17 protein-coding genes are annotated in these 19965 nt (G+C 36.9%); 7 read left to right on the top strand and 10 right to left on the bottom strand.

Going from position 1 to position 19965, the window contains the following annotated elements:
* The first annotated feature begins 813 nt into the window (after positions 1-813).
* Together AYC65_RS06550 and AYC65_RS06545 are read left to right on the top strand one after the other, a co-directional pair.
* Positions 814-1653: a LytTR family DNA-binding domain-containing protein gene (locus tag AYC65_RS06550; protein WP_034870233.1), complete on the top strand. Its 840-nt coding sequence runs from the start codon at positions 814-816 to the stop codon at positions 1651-1653.
* Positions 1654-1721: 68 nt separating this feature from the next.
* A complete protein-coding gene (locus AYC65_RS06545; protein ID WP_034870232.1) occupies positions 1722-2924 on the top strand; it encodes a dioxygenase family protein in 1203 nt (400 codons plus the stop codon).
* A 135-nt stretch (positions 2925-3059) separates the two neighbouring features.
* On the opposite strand, the gene gyrB is transcribed toward AYC65_RS06545, so the two are convergent.
* A complete protein-coding gene (gene gyrB / locus AYC65_RS06540; protein WP_034870231.1) occupies positions 3060-4994 on the bottom strand; it encodes a DNA topoisomerase (ATP-hydrolyzing) subunit B in 1935 nt (644 codons plus the stop codon).
* Positions 4995-5179: 185 nt separating this feature from the next.
* Between gyrB and AYC65_RS06535 the strand changes: the two genes are divergently transcribed.
* The 3 genes from AYC65_RS06535 (at position 5180) to AYC65_RS06525 (ending at position 8509) form a co-directional block, all read left to right on the top strand.
* Positions 5180-6523 carry a cytochrome ubiquinol oxidase subunit I gene (locus tag AYC65_RS06535; protein WP_034870230.1) on the top strand — a complete coding sequence of 448 codons (1344 nt, stop codon included), beginning with the start codon at positions 5180-5182 and terminating at the stop codon, positions 6521-6523.
* Positions 6520-7524: a cytochrome d ubiquinol oxidase subunit II gene (locus tag AYC65_RS06530; protein WP_034870228.1), complete on the top strand. Its 1005-nt coding sequence runs from the start codon at positions 6520-6522 to the stop codon at positions 7522-7524. The genes AYC65_RS06535 and AYC65_RS06530 overlap by 4 nt, the downstream gene beginning before the upstream one ends.
* 310 nt (positions 7525-7834) lie before the next feature.
* Positions 7835-8509: a DUF2490 domain-containing protein gene (locus AYC65_RS06525; protein ID WP_034870227.1), complete on the top strand. Its 675-nt coding sequence runs from the start codon at positions 7835-7837 to the stop codon at positions 8507-8509.
* 217 nt (positions 8510-8726) lie between these two features.
* Here AYC65_RS06525 and AYC65_RS06520 read toward each other — a convergent pair whose 3' ends face one another.
* The 5 genes from AYC65_RS06520 to AYC65_RS06500 form a co-directional block, all read right to left on the bottom strand.
* Entirely contained in the window at positions 8727-9722 is a 996-nt protein-coding gene (locus tag AYC65_RS06520; protein ID WP_034870225.1) for an MBL fold metallo-hydrolase, read from the bottom strand.
* Entirely contained in the window at positions 9722-10918 is a 1197-nt protein-coding gene (locus AYC65_RS06515; protein WP_034870224.1) for an MFS transporter, read from the bottom strand. The genes AYC65_RS06520 and AYC65_RS06515 overlap by 1 nt, the downstream gene beginning before the upstream one ends.
* A 283-nt stretch (positions 10919-11201) precedes the next feature.
* Complete coding sequence (locus AYC65_RS06510) at positions 11202-11495, bottom strand: YciI family protein (protein ID WP_034870222.1); 294 nt, start codon at positions 11493-11495, stop codon at positions 11202-11204.
* 164 nt (positions 11496-11659) lie between these two features.
* Positions 11660-12661: an aldo/keto reductase gene (locus tag AYC65_RS06505; protein ID WP_034870220.1), complete on the bottom strand. Its 1002-nt coding sequence runs from the start codon at positions 12659-12661 to the stop codon at positions 11660-11662.
* A gap of 147 nt (positions 12662-12808) precedes the next feature.
* Positions 12809-13714 (bottom strand): helix-turn-helix domain-containing protein, encoded by a 906-nt coding sequence (locus tag AYC65_RS06500; RefSeq protein ID WP_034870219.1) that lies wholly within the window; start codon positions 13712-13714, stop codon positions 12809-12811.
* Positions 13715-14351: 637 nt separating this feature from the next.
* On the opposite strand from AYC65_RS06500, the gene AYC65_RS06495 reads away from it, so the two are divergent.
* Both AYC65_RS06495 and AYC65_RS06490 read left to right on the top strand, forming a co-directional pair.
* Positions 14352-14555 (top strand): hypothetical protein, encoded by a 204-nt coding sequence (locus AYC65_RS06495; protein WP_034870218.1) that lies wholly within the window; start codon positions 14352-14354, stop codon positions 14553-14555.
* Positions 14556-14660: 105 nt separating this feature from the next.
* Complete coding sequence (locus tag AYC65_RS06490; RefSeq protein WP_052114711.1) at positions 14661-16343, top strand: hypothetical protein; 1683 nt, start codon at positions 14661-14663, stop codon at positions 16341-16343.
* 139 nt (positions 16344-16482) lie between these two features.
* Here AYC65_RS06490 and lysS read toward each other — a convergent pair whose 3' ends face one another.
* The 4 genes from lysS to AYC65_RS06470 form a co-directional block, all read right to left on the bottom strand.
* Positions 16483-18186 (bottom strand): lysine--tRNA ligase, encoded by a 1704-nt coding sequence (gene lysS / locus AYC65_RS06485; RefSeq protein ID WP_034870217.1) that lies wholly within the window; start codon positions 18184-18186, stop codon positions 16483-16485.
* 134 nt (positions 18187-18320) lie between these two features.
* Positions 18321-18776 carry a heme-degrading domain-containing protein gene (locus tag AYC65_RS06480; RefSeq protein WP_034870216.1) on the bottom strand — a complete coding sequence of 152 codons (456 nt, stop codon included), beginning with the start codon at positions 18774-18776 and terminating at the stop codon, positions 18321-18323.
* A 98-nt stretch (positions 18777-18874) separates the two neighbouring features.
* Positions 18875-19285 carry a c-type cytochrome gene (locus tag AYC65_RS06475; RefSeq protein WP_034870215.1) on the bottom strand — a complete coding sequence of 137 codons (411 nt, stop codon included), beginning with the start codon at positions 19283-19285 and terminating at the stop codon, positions 18875-18877.
* Positions 19286-19450: 165 nt separating this feature from the next.
* Positions 19451-19945, bottom strand: coding sequence for a hypothetical protein (locus AYC65_RS06470; RefSeq protein WP_034870214.1), 495 nt, complete (start codon positions 19943-19945; stop codon positions 19451-19453).
* Positions 19946-19965 lie beyond the last annotated feature (20 nt).

The following is a 19965-nucleotide window of genomic DNA, read 5'->3' as shown; positions in this document are numbered from 1 at the left end:
ACTCTATTTTAAGCAGAGATTGCGTGAGGGATAGCAGCGAAAAGCCCACAGCGAGGTACGAGCGAGGACTTGTAGTACAAGTGAAGAAAAGCAATATTCATTTGCTTTTAATGAAACTTGCGAACAAAGTTCTGCCCGACCCGTAGGGTCACGCCCAAAGGAAAATCTTTTTAAAAGTTGCAATCTTTGTGGCTTGCGCCACTCATTGTGCTACTCAGTTTTATAGGCTTTTTCTACATTATTTTGTGAGGCACATTTTGTTTATTTATCATATTCTGGATTTCAGGCACATTAGTGATTATTTGGGCGTGTCCCCTGCCCTTTTTTCAGTTGTTTTTTGGTTGGGCAGTGGTCGAAGCAGCTTCGCTGGCTACCTGCATATCAAAGCAGCATCAGCCGCTTTTTTATTTGGTAGTGCTTTATCTTTTGTTTGAGCTACGCTCGCAACCTTCGATATAAGCTATCGCTTATTTCTCGGTTGCTCTCAAAAGGATACCGCTGCTATCCCTCACGCATGAGAATGGTTTGAGGAGGAAATGAATCGGTTATATGGAGGTTTATCGGTCGAATAAAGAGTGAAAATAAAATTCCCCTTTTCCCCTGCTCTAAAAAATTAAATACCAAAGCTATTTTACATAATGCTCCGTACATTATGTAAAATAAAATAGTGCCTGCATCACAAGAAATTGTGTGCTTCAAAGCATTTTGCCCTATAATCAGTCATTATGTTCAGAGCCTCCGGAAATAGCCGCAGGCCAACGCTCATGTTTGCAAAAAATTAAGTTACTTTGTAATATGTAAGTAAAGACAAAATTGAAAACTCAGCCAATATATTCTATACTCCAAAGCAAACAAAAATACATATTTGCATTTTGCTTAATATTGTTTATTGCTGCTAATATAATCTTGGATTATTTATTTACTATATTTCAAAACAGCAGTTTTTATTTTTCAGAATCATTATTATTCAGTTCTTATTGGGTTATTTACATTTTATTGCTGCCATTATTTTTTAAACTAGTCGGACAGCTAAAAAAAATAACTTCTAAATTATTGCTCACAAACTCTGCTATTGTACTTCATTTGATTATTTATCCTGCATTAGTTTGGGCTCTCTCAGAAGTATTCTATAACCACACTTTCCCCTATTGGCAAACTTTTAATTTTGCTATATCCGCATACTTTATAAAAACAGTAATTATTTATGGATTTTTGCTGGTTATAATAACTATTTATGGTCAAAAATTGCAGCCCCATGCAATAGCTAAGGGAACAATTGGAGAAAATAAAACAAAAAACTTCATCAGCTCTCTTATAGTTTCTGATAGCAACAGTACAAAGATAGTGCTAGCCGTGGACGACATACTTTATTTTTCAGCCAACACTCCTTATATTAATATATACCATCATTCCAAGAAATATCTGCATACCGAAACCTTAAAATCTTTGGAATCTCAGCTGAATAATAATCAGTTTGTGCGCATTCATAAATCGTACATTGTAAATATAAATAAAATTTTGTCTATCCAATCCCGACAGAATGGTGACTATGATATCACACTTTTGGACAACACTATCCTGAGGGTCAGTCGTAGCTATGCAAAGAATTTTAAAGATAAGTTTTCACAGCAACATCGGGTTAGCACAAAATAAACTCCACTCACCCTATTCTATTTGAAAATTAACTGTTTTCGTTATCATTTTTGTAGAAAAATTTGACAATGAAAAAATGGATAATCTTTAAACTTATTTCTCTGCTTTTGTTATCTGTAAGTTGCAACGGACAACAACCCAATAAAAAATCATCAGATATAAAAAATGGAGTCGTTGGTGGTGGCTGTGATAGCTGCGAATTAATGTACATTGGAATGCCTGAAAAAATACAATCGACCAATACAAGCCCGGGTTGGGACCAAAAAGGTCAGAAATTGGTTGTAACCGGAACTGTTTTTCAGATAGATGGAAAAACACCTGCACCAGACGTTATCATCTACTACTGGCAGACAGATAATGATGGGTATTATTCTCCAAAACCGGGATTAGATAGCAAAGTTAAGCGTCATGGTTATATTCGTGGCTGGGTTAAAACCGATGAAAAAGGAAAATATACAATCAGGACTATACGCCCTTCTCCCTATCCAAATGATATTTTGCCTGCACATATTCATTTATCCGTTAAGGAGCCAGATATTGCTAATGAGTATTATACCGATGAGATTAATTTTGATGATGACAAGCTCCTAATTCCTCATTTCAAAAAATATCCACAGGAAAACCGTGGTGGAAGCGGAGTTGTAAGAGTACTACTAAAGGATAATATGCAGATTGCTGAACACAATATTGTACTCGGGCTTAATATTCCTAATTATCCAAAGAAAGCAACTGTAGTCTTACAATCTGGCTTAAACATAGGAGAAGACCAGCCCTCATTTATACCATTCCACGTATATGGACCAGACAGAGGTACACAAACTTGCCCTGTTTGCAAATATGGACGTTATCATGGCATTATTTATTTCGTGGGAAATAATACAAATTGGAATGAAGTAAAAAGTTGGTTACAATTTTTAGAACAGGAAAGTAAAAATCGCAAGAAATATCTCAAAGTCTATTTTGTTTACGGAAACGATAAAGATTATAATAAAGACCAACGACAATCCATGTTAGAAAAACTTGGAAGTGAGCTCAATATTCAATATACAGCCCTAACTTTTGTACCCTCTTTTTATGATGAAAAAACTGAAGCAGTCCTAAATAAAATAAACCCGCAAGCAGAAAATACCTTTGTTATTTATAAACACAGGAATATTGTAGACAAATACATTAATCTTAAACCTACCAAAGAAAGTTTTAAGATGCTTTCAAATGCTTTGGATAAAACGCAAGGTGATTTTTTCGATTTACCAGAGCCAAACTATGAATAAATATAAGACATATACAAAAACCGAAATTTGCAGAACTACACCTCAAACTAAAGGATTAACAATATATCAGATAGAGTAAATAATAAAAAAGACCGGAATTTCTTCCGGTCTTTTTACTTTATTATAAATGCTTAATTAAGCATCGATTTTAGCATAAACAGCGTTCTTCTCGATAAAATCTCTACGTGGCGGAACTTCATCACCCATTAGCATGGAGAATACATTATCAGCCTCTACAGCATTATCAATAGTAACCTGCTTTAGTGTACGGTGCTCAGGATTTAGAGTTGTATCCCAAAGCTGTTCAGGGTTCATTTCCCCAAGACCTTTGTAACGCTGAATCTCTACTCCTTTACCATCTTTGGATAATTCCTGAGTAAGTTCTTCACGCTCTTTCTCGTTCCATGCATATACTTTCTTGTTACCTTTCTTCACCAAATATAATGGCGGAGAAGCGATATATACATAACCGTTTTCAATAAGCTCCTTCATATATCTGAAGAAGAATGTAAGAATCAATGTGGAAATGTGAGAACCATCCACATCGGCATCGGTCATAATAACGATCTTATGATATCTAAGTTTTGTAAGGTTAAGTGCCTTGCTGTCTTCTTCAGTACCAACACTTACCCCTAAAGCCGTATAGATATTTTTAATCTCGTCATTATCATATACCTTGTGCAACATAGATTTCTCTACGTTCAGGATCTTACCTCTTAATGGCAAAATAGCCTGGAACAAACGATCTCTACCTTGTTTCGCAGTACCACCTGCGGAGTCTCCCTCCACAAGGAATAGCTCGGATTCTGCTGGATCTTTAGAAGAACAGTCGGATAACTTCCCTGGTAATCCGGAACCTCCCATCGGAGATTTACGCTGAACCATTTCACGAGCCTTCTTAGCTGCCTGTCTGGCTTTTGCTGCTAAAACAACCTTCTGTACGATGGTCTTCGCTTCATTTGGATTTTCTTCCAGGAAGTTAGTAAGCATCTCCCCTACAATCTTGTCTACAGCACCAGAAACTTCGGAGTTACCTAATTTCGTTTTGGTCTGTCCTTCAAACTGAGGTTCCATAACTTTTACAGAAATTACAGCTGTAAGTCCTTCACGGAAGTCGTCCCCTGTAATCTCTACTTTCTCTTTTGCAGGCAATCCAAGATCATCTGCATACTTCTTCAAAGTTCTGGTCAATGCTCTACGGAAACCTGCTAAATGCGTACCTCCTTCGTGCGTATTGATATTGTTAACGTATGAGTGAAGATTCTCATTAAATGAAGTGTTATAACGCATCGCTACTTCTACAGGAATATCATCACGCTCTCCTTCCATGAAGATTACGTGTTCCATAATAGATTCACGGTTTCCGTCAATAAACTCAACAAACTCCTTCAGACCACCTTCAGAGTGAAAAACTTCTACTTTGAAGTTTCCGTTTTCATCTTTTACACGCTCATCGGTTAATGTAATAGTAATACCTCTGTTTAGGTAGGCTAATTCACGAAGACGTGTAGCTAAAGTATCGTAGTTATAAACCAGCTCGGTAAAGATAGTATCGTCTGGCTGGAAGAACTGCTGAGTACCTTTTCTGTCACTATCTCCAATTTTTTCAACCTCAGAAACAGCACGCCCTTTCTGGTATTTTTGTTGATAAACATGTCCGTCTCTGTAAACAGTCGTAATCATATCGGTAGAAAGTGCATTCACACAAGATACCCCAACACCGTGCAAACCTCCGGATACCTTATAGGAATCCTTATCGAATTTACCTCCGGCACCAATCTTGGTCATTACCACCTCCAAAGCCGATTTTTGCTCCTTCTCGTGGAAGTCTACAGGAATACCTCTACCGTTATCACTAACTTCAATAGCATTTCCTTCTTTTATAGTTACTGTAATCGTGTCACAGTAGCCTGCCAAAGCTTCGTCAATAGAGTTGTCTACAACTTCGTATACCAAATGGTGTAAACCTCTTAATCCTACATCACCGATGTACATTGAAGGACGAAGACGTACGTGTTCGATCCCTTCTAACGACTGAATACTACTGGCAGTATATTGTTTATTACTCATTCAAAATTACATTTTTCAATAACTACAAATATACGAAATTTTGGGCATATATATGCTATAGACAATATATAAAAATACACCACAATTACTATATATAGTATGGAATTTATCAGTGTTTTAAATCATGTCAAAAACAATATTTTAGAAGAAATAATACTTAACTTTAATTCGTCAAAATCAATATTATGGACGATTTTATAGCTGCCCGATCGCAAATGGCCATGTCACTGGGCTTTCATATCATTTTCTCCTGTATCGGAATGGTAATGCCCTTTTTAATGGCCTATGCACATTGGAAATACCTGAAAACAGGAAATGAGATTTATAAAGGACTCACTAAAGCCTGGAGCAAAGGTGTTGCTATATTATTCGCAACCGGAGCAGTATCCGGTACAATGCTGTCTTTTGAATTAGGTTTATTGTGGCCTAAGTTTATGGAACATGCTGGTCCTATTTTCGGAATGCCATTCTCATTGGAAGGAACGGCATTTTTTATAGAAGCTATTGCCTTGGGATTCTTTCTTTACGGCTGGGACAAATTCAATAAATGGTTCCATTGGTTTTGTGGTTTCTTAGTTGGAGTAAGCGGACTGGCTTCCGGAATTCTGGTTGTTGCTGCTAATGCATGGATGAACAGCCCTACTGGTTTCGATTATGTAAACGGACAATATATAAATATAGATCCTATTGCAGCGATGTTTAATGATGCATGGTTTCCGCAGGCATTCCATATGACGGTTGCAGCCTTTTGTGCTACAGGTTTTGCTGTTGCAGGTGTTCATGCTTACCTTATTACAAAAAAGAAAAACATCGAATTCCACACAAAAGCTTTCAGAATTGCTGTTGGCTTTGCCCTTATTGGCGCTTTTGGTGCACCATTTAGTGGTGATATTGCTGCAAAGTCTGTTACAGAAAGACAGCCTATAAAACTGGCAGCTATGGAAGCTCATTTCGAAACCGAAAAAGGTGCTTCTTTTGTTTTAGGAGGTATTCCAGATGTAAAAAACAAAACGGTAAAATATGCGGTGAAAGTACCCAAAGTGCTTAGCTTTCTGGCAAAAGGAGATTTTAATGCAGAGGTAAAAGGTCTGGAAGCCTTTCCTGAGGACGAATGGCCTCCTATAGCCGTAACCCATTTCGCATTTCAGATTATGATCTTTTTCGGTGTTATAATGATGTTTATTGGTGCTGTATACCTCTACTCTTTCTTCTTTAAAAAGGAATGGCTGAGTAAAAACTGGCTGTTGAAAACCTTCTTTATAGCCACTCCTTTCGGATATATAGCTTTAGAAGCAGGATGGACGGTAACCGAAGTTGGCCGTCAGCCCTGGATTATCTATGGTGTGATGAAAACAATAGACGCTGTTACACCAATGCCGGGTATACAGTATTCATTCTATTTCTTCACTTTTGTATTTATATCGCTATCGGTTGTTCTGATGTTCCTTATCGGAAGACAAATTAAGATGGTACCCAAATTATATGACCCTACAGACGCTTTGTTTAACGATAAAAAACAGAAAAAATGATTTACATTGTAATAGGCTTTTTATGGCTGTCTATCTGTCTGTATATTATCTTAGGCGGAGCCGATTTCGGAGCCGGAATCGTAGAATTATTCACCAATAAAAAAGCCCGACATAAAACCGGAAAGATCATGTATGAATCAATTGCTCCGGTTTGGGAAGCCAATCATATGTGGCTTATTATTGCTATCGTTGTTTTATTTGTTGGCTTTCCACGGATTTATGCATTGATGTCCACCTATTTGCATATTCCTTTAGTACTAATGCTTATTGGTATTATCGCCCGTGGTACAGCTTTTACCTTCAGGCATTACGATGCTGTAGAAGACAAATGGCAGATTCTGTATACTCAAATCTTTTATTATGCCAGTCTGCTCACCCCTTTCTTTCTTGGGCTTATAGCAGCAGCTACAGTATCCTCCTCTATTAACCCGGATGCTACAGGCTTCTTAGATCTTTACATCTTTAGCTGGCTCAACTGGTTTGGTGTTTCTGTTGGCCTTTTTACTATAGCCTTATGTGCTTATCTGGCTTCAGTATTCTCATTAAGAGAAACCAGAGACAAAGCAGAATTACAGCTGATGATCCGGAAAACTAAGCAAATGATGTTATTTGTTGTGATTACAGGTGCATTGGTATTTCTTACTGCTTATCTTTCTGGTATACCTTTAATGATGTGGGTATTTTCCAAACCATTAGGTATTATCGCCATTACGCTGGCCACACTTGCATTGGGATTGATATTCTATTGTATACGGGAGAAGAAGCTAATACCGGTAAGGGTTCTGGCAGGTTTCCAAATCATTATGATATTGGTAGCAGCGACTTACCAGCACAATCCTAATATTATATTATTAGGCAATGGAAATCACATTTCGTTACTGGAATACGCTGCACCACAAAAAACTCTTGAAGCATTAGGCTGGGCGCTGATGCTGGGCTGTGTATTCATACTACCCTTCTTGTTTTACTTAATGTATTCTTTCAGCAAAATGAAGAAATAAAAGATAAATTTCTGAACAATAAAAGAACCCTCAATTACCTTAATTTCTTATGGTCTTTGAGGGTTTAACTTTATGTTATCAACCACATAGACACATAGTATTTCAAAAAGATATCTTCGATAGTAATATAGTATACATCGCTAATGTGCGAAAGCTTGCTTTCCTATATATGACTCTATTCTATACGGCTTATCCTATGTACCTATGTGGTTTAAAGCTTTTCCCATTATAATGTGTATTATTCCGTAGAAATTTTATATCGAATTATGTCCATTAATAGCTTTTATCTATATTTGTGAAAACGTAATACATGATTAAGAGAACATTCGCCTTTCTGGCAGGTATAAGTTTCGGATTACTGGCAGCACAAAAATCGGACGTTGGTAACTGGATAATGCTTTTTGGTAACGAAAAGATAAATCCTAAATTCAATATCCATTACGAAGTCCAGTACCGGAATTATGACTTTATAGGCGATCTTAATCAGCTTTTACTAAGAACAGGTATTGGTTATAACCTTTCTGAAAACAACAATAATGTTTTATTGGGTTACGCCTATGTACATTCTCACAACTACGATGCAGACCAGAATATTTCCCAACTGGATGAACACAGATTGTTCCAGCAGTTTATTACCAAACAGAAATTTGGCAGAGTACAGCTAAATCACCGTTACAGAATTGAAGAGAGATTTCTGCAGCCAAAGACAGAGGTTAGATTCCGTTATCAATTGGGAGTTATAGTTCCTTTCAACAATACTTCACTTGTTAAAAACACATGGTATGCCAGTGTATACGATGAAATCTTCATCAATGCTAAGAAAGAAGCTTTCGACAGAAACAGGCTTTATGCTGCTGTAGGCTACGTCATCAATGACAAAATGCGGGTTGAAGGCGGGCTGATGAATCAGATGCTTTCCAATACCGACCGATATCAGTTTCAGATAGGCTTTTACCTGAACGATGTTTTCGGATTAATGCGTTAATTCCGATAATATATATTTTAAAATAACGAACCTTGTCAAAATTAGTTTTGACAAGGTTTTTGCTTATTTAATTCTGTATACCACTACTGTTTAAACATTCGCAACTAATATCATAATACATTAAATTACCGAACGTGGGCAAAGAATGTAATATCTTTTCCATGTTCAAAAACCAATATACCTTTCTTATTTCGTAATTCTAAATTCTTACTTAATTCTATGGTGTAAAGTAGGCTGTAGGAAACCATTGAAAAGCATTTTGTAGTTTCTTAGTAAAGCCTGTCCCTGGCCATGTAAGATGATAACCTAATCCCTGCAGTCTGTTATCTGCTAAATAGTTAAGTATCTTTTTTCTGGATTCAACTGCCAGATCCAAATCTGTATCTCCGGAGAACCCCCATTCCGGATGGGGAAATAATAAAGCATCTGAATGAATTAAATCGGCCATATAGAGTATTTCCTCATTTTGCGATTTTATCTTACAAAGCGTTAATCCCGGCGTATGCCCAGGCGCTTGTATAAAGCTGAAATACTGATAAAGCGGCATGTTAAAATCATAGTATTTGGTCTTAGACTTTATGGCTGTCAGTATTTTTCTGATGCCTCCAATAATCTGTAAAAGAAAATCTGGCTTATTCTTCAGAGCACTATTTCCAAAGTCCTCCATGGTAGCCTGCATCCAAAAGTCGTATTCCGTTTTATTAATAAAATAACCAGCATTTGGAAAAACCAATTTTCCGGTTTTATCTACAAGACCACCAATATGATCGGGATGAGCATGAGAAATAAATACGTCGGTAATATCCTCAGGCTTAAAGCCTGCTTTGGAAAGACTCTCCAGCAGGAAACCTGTATTTTCATCCGCAAACATTCCCATTCCGGCATCCATTAGAATTAATCTGTTTTCTGTCTTTATCAACGGAACATTCATTGCCATATCAATGTTTTCTTCCGACCGGAAGTTATCCTGCAATAACTTCTTTAGTTCTTTTATATCAGCTCTTGGTGCAAAACCATCTACCCCGTCCCGGATAAAACCATCAGAAAGAATATACAATTCCAGTGTCCCTAATTGCATTTTCTTGTAACCCGCCAATGATTTCCGGGCTTTCTGCTTTACAGGTTTAGTCACTTCGGCTAATAAACTTGTTGCAGGCAATAAACTAAATAATCCTGCAATACTTCCTTTTTTTAATAATTCGCGTCTGTTCATCAGATATGTGCTTTTTTACGTTTAATAAAAGACAGAATAATAAAACCTAAAACACCGATAGCAAAATAACCTTCAGCAATACCAGTCTGCTGTACCGGCTTTATTATTGCAGCTATACCATAACTAACTACAGAAGTTATAATATATACTACTCCACCTGTAATTCCGCCAGATATTCCTGCAGATTTTGGGAAACGCCCCAAACAATAAGCAAAGTAGTTATTAAACATAAATCCTGCAGTAACATGTATTACAAAAGCAAAAACTACTAATGTAAAGAGGTTCTCTATATAGAATGAACTAGCAAACATTAGTACTATAAAGAGCAATTGTAAGAAGTTGGAATATCTAAGCTTTGGCAGAAAGGGCCTGGAGATTAATGCCTTTCCAAGGAATCCGCCGCTCATCCACGCCAGTCCCATCAGAAGCGAAAGATATCCTGTAGTTACAGAGGAGTAACCTAATTTGTGTTCTATAATAAATGGGCCGCACAGGTTGTAGAACATAATCAGTGCATAGCTTACGCCACACATTAGCATCCCAAAAAAGAAATCTAATGTCCCCAGCATGGTTTTAAATTCATTCCACAGAAAACCAATATGAAAAGGATTTTTATTTTTAATGGTCTCTCCGGAAAAGATAAGCTCCAGTATCAAAATTATTAATGAATATACTGCTAATACAGTAAAGTTAGACTGCCATCCAAAACTCTTTTGCAAATACCCGCCTATAAAAGGTGCTATAATAGGGCCTAATGACCATACAATAGTCATAATACTGAGGTAATGTTTCCTCTTTTCCCCATCATAAACATCCACAAAAAAGGCTCGTTTGGATACAACCACCAACCCGGACAATATTCCCTGTACAATCCGCATCAGATAGATAACATAAATATTTTGGGTGTGTCCTGTGATCCAGAAAGACACAACGAAAAGTAATAATGCCATAATACTGATCTTATAGCGCCCGAAAGCATCTACCAGAGCTCCTGAAAAGAACTGAGAGATACCATAACTGATAAGATAAAAGGTTAAAGTAAGTTGTATCCTGGCTTCTGGCAGATGGAGATCTTCGGCCATACTGGGCATAGATGGCAGATAAATATCCGTGGCTAATCCCGACATTGGAATAACTGCGAAAGCAAGAATAGTAGCTATGAATTGGTGTTTTGTTTCCAGCTGCTTATTAAGCATATAGTATTATTTGTTTTTTTGTTTATGATTTATTTTTTCAAACCTCATAGGTTTAATATTTTGAAAATTTAATTTCAACATTTAGAAATTAATATTATTGAGCCTTCATTATTTACTCAACAATTGTCACTCTGAACAAAGAGTACAATTTAACAAGACCTCTCAATACATTTTGTTACATTCCTTTTCGCAAAACACTCGAGGTGACAGAGTTTATCATTTAAAAGCTTTCTTTACCTATTTACTCGACAGCTGTCACTCTGAGCGTAGTCGAAGAGATAGTTTACAAAGCTTCCAATATCGTTTTAAGATCTGAATTAAACTTTGTAGGAAGAAATTCTGTTATTTCATATTCAGCTACCTGATACTGATGAAAGGGATCTTCTTTTATTATTTCCCTTATCTCCTCTATTGTTGCATTTTGAGCTATAATAATTCCTCCGGTTCTCGGATTCTTTCTTCCTGACATCAGGAACTTCTTATCAGCATAATGCTTATCCAGAAAATCATTGTGTGCATCGATATGTACTTCTATTTCGCTGATAGCCTTAATATAGTTTAATGATATAATAAACATGGTCATTTGTTGTTTAAACAATGCAAAGGTCGCCTATCTATAGGACTTGACAATATTAAATACTGATAAAATTATTTTCAAAACCTATGAGGTTTAGTTCTAGTATTTCAATTGTTGCTATGAACCTAACCCCTAATTAACAAAACTAGCTATTAAAGAGTATTTTAATTATTCACCAGTTTCATAGAACCTTCAGAATAACGTGGTCCGGTATTCGGATATTTTTTAATAATCTCTTCTATCTGGTTCTTTTCTGTTTCTGTGAAAGTAACCGCAGCAGCTTCAATATTCTGCTCAAGATATTTTACACGCTTAGTTCCCGGAATAGGAATAATATCGTCTCCCTGAGTCAATACCCATGCTAATGCTAACTGACTACCAGTAATATCTTTGGATGCAGCCAATCCATTCAGTTCTTTAGCCAGATTTTTGTTATTCTCAAGATAGGCTTCCTGATAACGTGGCAAACTTTTTCTGAAATCACTATCTTCCAATTGCTGAACTTCGTTAATATTATTGAACAAACCTCTTGCTAAAGGCGAATATGGGACAAGACTAATTCCTAATTCTCTTACCACCGGAAGTATGCTTTCTTCTACATCTCTTGTCAGAAGTGAGTATTCGGATTGTAAAGCAGCAATCGGATGTATTGCATTGGCTTTCCTGATAGATTCAGCAGATGCTTCAGATAAACCTAAGTAACGTACCTTACCTGCTTTTACCAGTTCTGCCATAGCGCCTACTGTTTCTTCAACTGGCACATTAGGGTCTATACGGTGTGCATAATACAAATCTATTGTATCAATTTTCAATCTCTGAAGACTATTATCAACTGCCTGTTTAATCCATTCCGGTGATCCATCAAAATAAGTATTAGCACTATTGCTCGGTCCTGCTTCATTATTCTTAAAACGGAACCCGAATTTGGTCGCTATAAATATCTTATCTCTGTTGGGTACCAAAACCTTTGAAATAAGCTCTTCATTTTTTCCATTAGCATACATGTCTGCAGTATCCCAAAAGTTAATTCCGGAATCTAATGCTTTATGTAATGTTCTGATACTTTCCTGTTCGTCGGCCTGTCCATAAGCGAAGCTCATGCCCATACAACCTAATCCTATAGCGGATAATTGTTCTCCTGTTTTTCCTAAAGTTTTGTAATTCATAACTCGATGTTTTTAATAATTTAAAGTTTTAAAACACCAAAGCAATAGTGCCTTTGTGTTATAATTATATAAAGTAATTTAACAACACAAAGTTAAGTAGCACTCACTGGGGAGCGTATAAAGTATTCAAACTAAAAATTGTAAAATTCAAACAACTTTACTTCTGTAAGCTACAGGCGATAAGCGAGTCTGTTTTCTGAAGAAATTGGTAAAATAAGCTGAGTCATCGAAGCCAAGGCAGAAAGCAATTTCATTGATGTTCCAGTCGGTATGATTTAATAAAGCTTTAGCTTCCTGAACAATTCTGTTGGCTATTAATTCCGAAGTTGTTTTTCCGGTAACCGTTTTCAACGCTCTGTTGAGAGAATTAACATGAATATTGAGGTTTTGGGCATAATCTACCGCAGATTTTAGTCTCAGAGGGTTGGCTGTTCCATCAATAGGATATTGTCTTTCCATAAGATCCATAAAGAGTGAAGCTACTCTCTGTGAAGCATTATTATATCGTTCATAAGATTGTGCCGGGCTCATTTTCATAGCTTCATGCACCAGAAGCTGCAGATAGTTACGAATAACATCATATTTGTGAACGTAATCAGCATCTATTTCTTCTTTTATTCTGGAGAAAAGAAGTTCTACAGATTTCACCTGATCGTCATTCAAAAAGAATACAGGCTCACCTCCTATCTTATAAAAGTTGGAATCCTGAATGTTTCCCATATTGCCATTTTTCAGAAAATGTTCAGTAAAAAGGCAGAACCATCCGCTCTGATCTTCAGAAGTGGCTTCCCATGAATAAGGAATTAACGGACTCGAGAAAAGCAGTGCAGGACGGTCTATACAAATCCATCTGTCGGCATAGTGTAGTTTGCCCTCACCTATAATTAAAGAGATCTTATAATAATCTCTGCGGCTATATGGTGTGACTCTGGCACAACTTTCTCTGGAGAAAATATTGACATGACCTACCCCCGGACAGCACAAGAGTTTGGAAACATCTTTTCCGGGCAATGTTCTGGTATAAAATTCCTGTAAAGTTTCGGAGGTTTTCATAGTTCAAAGATATAAAAATCAATCATTACACAAAACTACTTTGGAATATAAAAACTCTTCGAATACATTCAGATTGGTATAGTTATATTAGCATTTACTATCTACTAAGCCCTACAATTTAATACTATATTGATACCTTAATAAACTTAATTTCTAAATGATGAAATAAACCATTAAGAAGTTAAGATAATTTAGGTTTAGTCTCTCATATCTGATAACATGAGTTCGTTATAATACATGCCACTCTTTGCTCAGAGTGATATTATCTATCCTTGTAAGGGTTTTAAACCTTCATAAGCCTAGAAAAGTTGGAAATACCCAACAGAAAGATTTGTGATCTTTTCTTTGTGTTTAAACCAGACTTATCGATACACTTCACTTTGTGCCCGAAGTGACGAAGATTGTCTTTCTTAAAAATTACATCGAGAAGTGTATTGAATAGTTTTTCAGCCTAAAAAATGACAGAATTCTGTCATATTATCGTGTTTATTTATCCTTTACATTTACATCAATTTATAAAAATACCTTAAAAAAAATAAAGCAACTTCACAACAATTAATTTATTCTAAATCAGTATGTATGGTTTCAGTACGAATAGTACTGAAACAAATTTTTGTATATAAAAGAAAAATATATAATGAATGAACACAATACAGAGAATAATGAAAAAAAGAGAGTTTATATTCCGCCTAAAATTGAAGTTTCCTATATAGAGATGGAATATGGAATTGCTACAGGCTCTACTATACAGCCCGGCGGAACGAGTGGTATACAGGAAGACCCATGGGTAGATGGTGGAAGTGCCGGAACAGGTGAACCGGAAGGAGAATGGTGGAATTAATTATTACACAGGTTATTTAGTATTAACCACTTCACTATTGAGAATAGATGATGTAGGATGAGCACTTATTCATATTTCTAAATTCATAATTAAAACAAAAAAATAATGAACAAAGTTTTAAAACTTTCGTTTCTTGTGGGACTATTTCTATTTGCAATTTCATGCCGAGGTACCGATACAGATCGTAATATTTCTAACAACGGGCATAGTATAAGTTTTAACATTACTGAGGGAGGCTTCGATATGGACTATCAGGCTTCAGTAAACAGCAATTTCAGGAATGCTGTGATCAACAGAGAGGAAAAAATCAATTCCGGACCATTCAGCATTACGTCAGGATTCTCCCCTTTCATTTCCAAAATACACTATTCATCAGTATTGTCCTCTTCAACTTCCAAAGCGAGCGTATTTAGTCTTGGTGTAAATGTAAAATACCGTGTAATAGTCTATAGACAGGATGGTACCTACCTGGGACAGGAAGTGGGTAATGTATCTGATAAAGGACAAAAGTTTTTTGCTAACCTCAACCTGGTTGGAGGTCAACGTTACACCTTTGTTACCTATTCTCTGAATACAACAGCTGATCCTCCTGTGGTCCCCACCGATAATTTAGATTCTGCAGTTCTTAACCTGAATGGACTAGACGGCAAAGAATCCGGTACCGATCTTATGTATGCCATCAACGAAAATGTACTGCTGTCAGGAGGGAATACAGTATTGGATGTAGTACTGAAACACCAATTCAGCAGGATCAGCATTAGTGTAGAAAATACCGATGCAAAAGGAACTCCCGGACAACCGGACTACATTAAAGGCAGCTATGCACTGAACAATAATACGACAGGTGGTTTTACCGGGAAGATCAATAACTTTTATTCTTCGACAAAGATCAGCCTTAAAAATGGTTCTGTTACCGGAACAAACTCCGGCGAAGCTTCTATTCCCGGGATCAGCACTACTGCACAAACATTTATCATCAATACCGGAGGCGAAACAGCCTATAAAACAACCATTACGATCCCTGTCGGAGCTATTGCTATAGGTAAAGACGTTAACAGATCTCCTGTTAACATCAGCATAGACGGACCTGCCAAAGCAGGTTTGGAACCCGGCAGGTTTTATACACTGAAACTAAAGTTTAATAGCGACAGGTATACCGATGTCAACGGAAATACCGTAACCAAAGGTACAGGGATCTATGCTGTGATCGGGGGATACAAATGGGCACGTTACAATGAAGGCGTTGCCAACAAAAACCCGACTGTCAATAATCCCGATGTACTCAGAAAGGAAGTTCATGGAAGCTATTATCAATGGGGCTACCAGTTTACAGTAGCCGATGCTGATACATATGACGGATCGATTTCTAATTGGAACAGAACAAATAATACAAATAATAAAGGATGGAACAACGGAACGGAAGATCGTCCGATAAAAACCTCTAATGATCCTTGTGTCGGAGGTTTCCGTGTACCTACCCACTCAGATCTCAGGACATTGATCAACAATACGGTACAAAATGATGTAGGAAGTTTTGAGACATCGGCTGCAAACTACGGAGCGGCAAAGGTTTTTCGTAGTAAAAAAGCTCCAGAGATCCAACTTACCTTTCCCAATGCAGGTTTTCGGGAATCAACTAACGGTAGTCTTAGATACCGTGGCTACGGTGGCTATTACTGGGCCAGCAGCTCTTATGCCAGTAATTTTATGAGTTCCGAAACAGGGATTCTCATGGATAAAGCCCTATACGGCTCATTTGGCAATAGTGTTCGCTGTATTGCAGAATAGATAATGTGGATGAGCGAAGTATTCTTATAAAAATGTCAAGGCAAGTATAACACTAAGGATTAATCTCACAAGGGTATATTAATAAGGCATAAAAAAGCCGGAAGATATTCTTCCGGCTTGTAATTGTATTGTTATAGTATTAAACCATTTTAATCAATAAAACCTCATCTACTTTTTCAACTTTCACTAAGTTGTTTTTTGTAAGGTTCTTGATAGCTTTATCCCATTTCTTACCGGATAACTGGCTCTTATCTTTAACTTCAGCTAATGCTGTTGCGTCTTCACTAGCGCTTACGATTTCGATAATCGCTTTTTCATCTTCATTTAGCTCTAATTTAGGTTCTGTTTTCTCCGGGCGCATTTGCGGGAAGAATAATACCTCTTGAATAGATGGATTATTAGTAAGGAACATAATTAATCTGTCCATACCGATTCCTAAACCTGAAGTTGGCGGCATACCATATTCTAAAGCTCTAAGGAAGTCCTCGTCGATAAACTGACCTGCTTCATCATCACCTTTCTCAGAAAGTCTAAGCTGATCTTCAAAACGCTCTCTCTGATCGATTGGATCATTAAGCTCTGAATAAGCGTTAGCAATCTCCTTACCACAAACCATAAGCTCGAAACGCTCGGTTAAGCCTTCCTGACTTCTGTGCTTTTTAGTCAGCGGAGACATCTCTACAGGATAGTCTGTAATGAATGTTGGCTGAATAAAGTTACCTTCACATTTCTCACCGAAGATTTCATCGATAAGTTTTCCTTTCCCCATTGTTTCGTCAACCTCCAAACCAATAGATTTAGCAAAAGCACGAAGTTCTTCTTCAGTTTTCCCGGTAATATCATATCCTGTATATTTCTGAATAGCTTCAGTCATAGATACTCTCGGATATGGTGCTTTGAAGTCAATTTCATGTTCACCAAACTTCGCTTTAGAAGTTCCGTTTACTGCAATAGCACAGTGCTCTAATAATTTCTCTGTGAAATCCATCATCCAGTTGTAGTCTTTATAAGCTACATAAATTTCCATAGCGGTAAATTCCGGATTGTGAGTTCTGTCCATTCCTTCGTTACGGAAGTTTTTAGAAAACTCATAAACGCCATCAAAACCTCCAACGATAAGTCTCTTCAGGTATAATTCGTTTGCAATACGCAGATATAAAGGAATATCCAATGCATTGTGATGCGTAATAAATGGTCTTGCAGCTGCTCCACCAGGGATAGACTGTAATACCGGAGTTTCAACCTCAAAGTATCCTTTGTCGTTGAAGAAACCACGCATAGCGTTGAATAATTTAGTTCTCTTGATGAAAATATCTTTAACGTGTGGATTCACAGCTAAATCTACATAACGCATACGGTAACGTAATTCCGGATCTACGAATGCATCGTGAATTTTTCCATCTTCATCAGTTTTTACAACTGGTAGTGGACGTAATGTTTTTGATAAAAGGGTAAATTTGGTTACATGTACGGAAATTTCACCTACCTGTGTTTTGAACAGGTATCCTTCAATCCCGATAAAGTCACCAATATCTAAAAGTTTTTTGAAAACGGTATTGTACTCCACTGCCTCTTCTGTACTGGAAACGTCATCACGTGACACATAAATCTGCACACGTCCTTCGCTATCCTGAAGCTCTGCGAATGAAGCTTTCCCCATAATACGAACACTCATCAAGCGCCCTGCCAACTTCACCTTCTTACCATCCTCGTACTTGTCCTTTATCTCCTGCGTATTTGTGTTTACTTCAAATTCCGCTGCCGGATAAGGCTCGATCCCCATCTGTCTCAGCTGTTGCAGTTTTTCTCTGCGGATGATTTCTTGCTCTGTAAGTTGTTGCATAATAGGTTATATTTAACAGTCTGCAAAATTAAGGATTATTTAAAAAATATAACAGTGTTTCATCAGATAATATGATAATAAAGCTGTTTTGCTTTTTGTTATCCTGATCTTTAGTTTCTTAAAAGCACAATAATCTACAGATAACTTCCCTTCAGAGCTTCTATAATGATATTATGATCCTCTTCATCATGAAGTCCCGACACTGTTACAACGGCTATCATTCCCGCATTCTTTACAAAAATTGGGATTGCCCCGCCTTTCGCCAGGAAATCTTTTCCATCCAATCCAAAAGTCTTTTCTAAATTCATACTACCTTCTTTCAGGTCATTTTTCACACTAAGTGAGCTTTCTTCAAATTGTCTGGCAATATTTGCTTTTCTTCTCAACCAGTTATGCTTGTCCACCGGAAGTGTATCATCTACATACAGAAATACAGTTTGGTTCAGTCTGCAAATTTCCACAGCTATATGTTGATTACGGCTTTTAGCCAAATCGATAATTTTTACGCCCATATCAAAAGCAATCCGATTAGAAAAGCTTTCTAGTTCTATCCTTCTCAGAATTTCGTTATCGTTGTTATAATCTGTCATTATTAGTTTTTTCTAGTTTATTAATTGTGATCTTAAATTTAAGTCAATAAAAAGCCGGAAGACTAGCTCCCGGCACAATAATATATGGATTGTAATGTTTACTTCTTAAGACTAAGAACATACATAGCCATAGCTTCTGCCTGGGCCTGTGTAAGATCTGCGTGTGGCGCCATCGGAATCTCTCCCCAAACACCTTGTCCTCCTTTTATTATTTTTTCTGCAAGCATTTTTCTGTTGGCTTCTGTATTCTCATATTTAGCTGCAACATCTTTATAAGCAGGACCAATAAGTTTAGTATCATCAGCATGGCAGGTACGACAGTCGGAAGCGTTAATAAACTCCAGTCCGCTCTCTGGTGTAGCAACACTTACTTTTGCATCCTGCTGTTCTACGGTTACTTTAGGTTCTTCCAACATGGTATTGCTTTCCTTTTCTACAGGAGTTTCTTTTTTCGAACATGAAAAAGCTGCAAAAGCTAATAATGCAATAAGAAAGACTTGTTTTTTCATACTTTACTTTTATTTAGGTAAACAAATTTAACCATTAAATCCCTTGGATTCTTTCTAAATGACATCTATCAAGTATGAAATTTGAATACGAAGTACGAATGGGAAGCATTTTACAAAAAACAGCCCGAAGAAATTCTTCGGGTTGTTTTTATTTTATACAAGAGTTTATTTCAGTTTTTTAAGATCTACAATTCCGTAATGCAGCCATATTCCAAAAATTCCGGTTCTGGTATAAAACTCTTCTTTATCATTAAACCTAACCTTTGTTTTGGGCTCTGTCTGACAAATAAAAAAATGATTGCCATCTATACAATTCATTTTCCCGTTTCGGTATAATTCTGTCCAGCCAAATTCTTTATACTGATCTTCTTTATCTTCCGGAACGAACAAAAAACGCCTTATTACAGTCTGGTCCTTTTTACCTTCTTTTGTTGATGTAATTGCCCAACGTGCTAAATCGGATTCATATCTTGCTGCTACCTCATCAGCTTTTGCATCTGCGATTCGTTCTATGACTAAAGTATCCGAAGCCTTCATCAAACTGTCTTTTATTGCATATACCCCATAATAACCAGACCATATATCAGCCTTTGTATGCTTCTGTGCACTTAGTTTCCCTAATAACCCGGTTGCAATAAAAACTAAAAAAAGCTTCTTCATACTTTTAATATTATAAAATG

It is taken from the genome of Elizabethkingia bruuniana, from assembly GCF_002024805.1.
Taxonomy (GTDB): Bacteria; Bacteroidota; Bacteroidia; order Flavobacteriales; family Weeksellaceae; genus Elizabethkingia; species Elizabethkingia bruuniana.
The sequence above is the reverse complement of the archived record's forward strand: the minus strand, read 5'-3'. Positions and strand labels throughout refer to the sequence as shown.

Bases quoted from the DNA above. Each gene is read 5' to 3' on its own strand.
- AYC65_RS06495 (WP_034870218.1), top strand. From the start codon at position 14,352: ATGAATGAACACAATACAGAGAATAATGAAAAAAAGAGAGTTTATATT.
- AYC65_RS06500 (WP_034870219.1), bottom strand. From the start codon at position 13,714: ATGAAAACCTCCGAAACTTTACAGGAATTTTATACCAGAACATTGCCC.
- AYC65_RS06530 (WP_034870228.1), top strand. From the start codon at position 6,520: ATGATTTACATTGTAATAGGCTTTTTATGGCTGTCTATCTGTCTGTAT.
- AYC65_RS06490 (WP_052114711.1), top strand. From the start codon at position 14,661: ATGAACAAAGTTTTAAAACTTTCGTTTCTTGTGGGACTATTTCTATTT.
- AYC65_RS06525 (WP_034870227.1), top strand. From the start codon at position 7,835: ATGATTAAGAGAACATTCGCCTTTCTGGCAGGTATAAGTTTCGGATTA.
- AYC65_RS06470 (WP_034870214.1), bottom strand. From the start codon at position 19,945: ATGAAGAAGCTTTTTTTAGTTTTTATTGCAACCGGGTTATTAGGGAAA.
- AYC65_RS06520 (WP_034870225.1), bottom strand. From the start codon at position 9,722: ATGAACAGACGCGAATTATTAAAAAAAGGAAGTATTGCAGGATTATTT.
- gyrB (WP_034870231.1), bottom strand. From the start codon at position 4,994: ATGAGTAATAAACAATATACTGCCAGTAGTATTCAGTCGTTAGAAGGG.
- lysS (WP_034870217.1), bottom strand. From the start codon at position 18,186: ATGCAACAACTTACAGAGCAAGAAATCATCCGCAGAGAAAAACTGCAA.
- AYC65_RS06510 (WP_034870222.1), bottom strand. From the start codon at position 11,495: ATGTTTATTATATCATTAAACTATATTAAGGCTATCAGCGAAATAGAA.
- AYC65_RS06480 (WP_034870216.1), bottom strand. From the start codon at position 18,776: ATGACAGATTATAACAACGATAACGAAATTCTGAGAAGGATAGAACTA.
- AYC65_RS06545 (WP_034870232.1), top strand. From the start codon at position 1,722: ATGAAAAAATGGATAATCTTTAAACTTATTTCTCTGCTTTTGTTATCT.
- AYC65_RS06475 (WP_034870215.1), bottom strand. From the start codon at position 19,285: ATGAAAAAACAAGTCTTTCTTATTGCATTATTAGCTTTTGCAGCTTTT.
- AYC65_RS06515 (WP_034870224.1), bottom strand. From the start codon at position 10,918: ATGCTTAATAAGCAGCTGGAAACAAAACACCAATTCATAGCTACTATT.
- AYC65_RS06505 (WP_034870220.1), bottom strand. From the start codon at position 12,661: ATGAATTACAAAACTTTAGGAAAAACAGGAGAACAATTATCCGCTATA.
- AYC65_RS06535 (WP_034870230.1), top strand. From the start codon at position 5,180: ATGGACGATTTTATAGCTGCCCGATCGCAAATGGCCATGTCACTGGGC.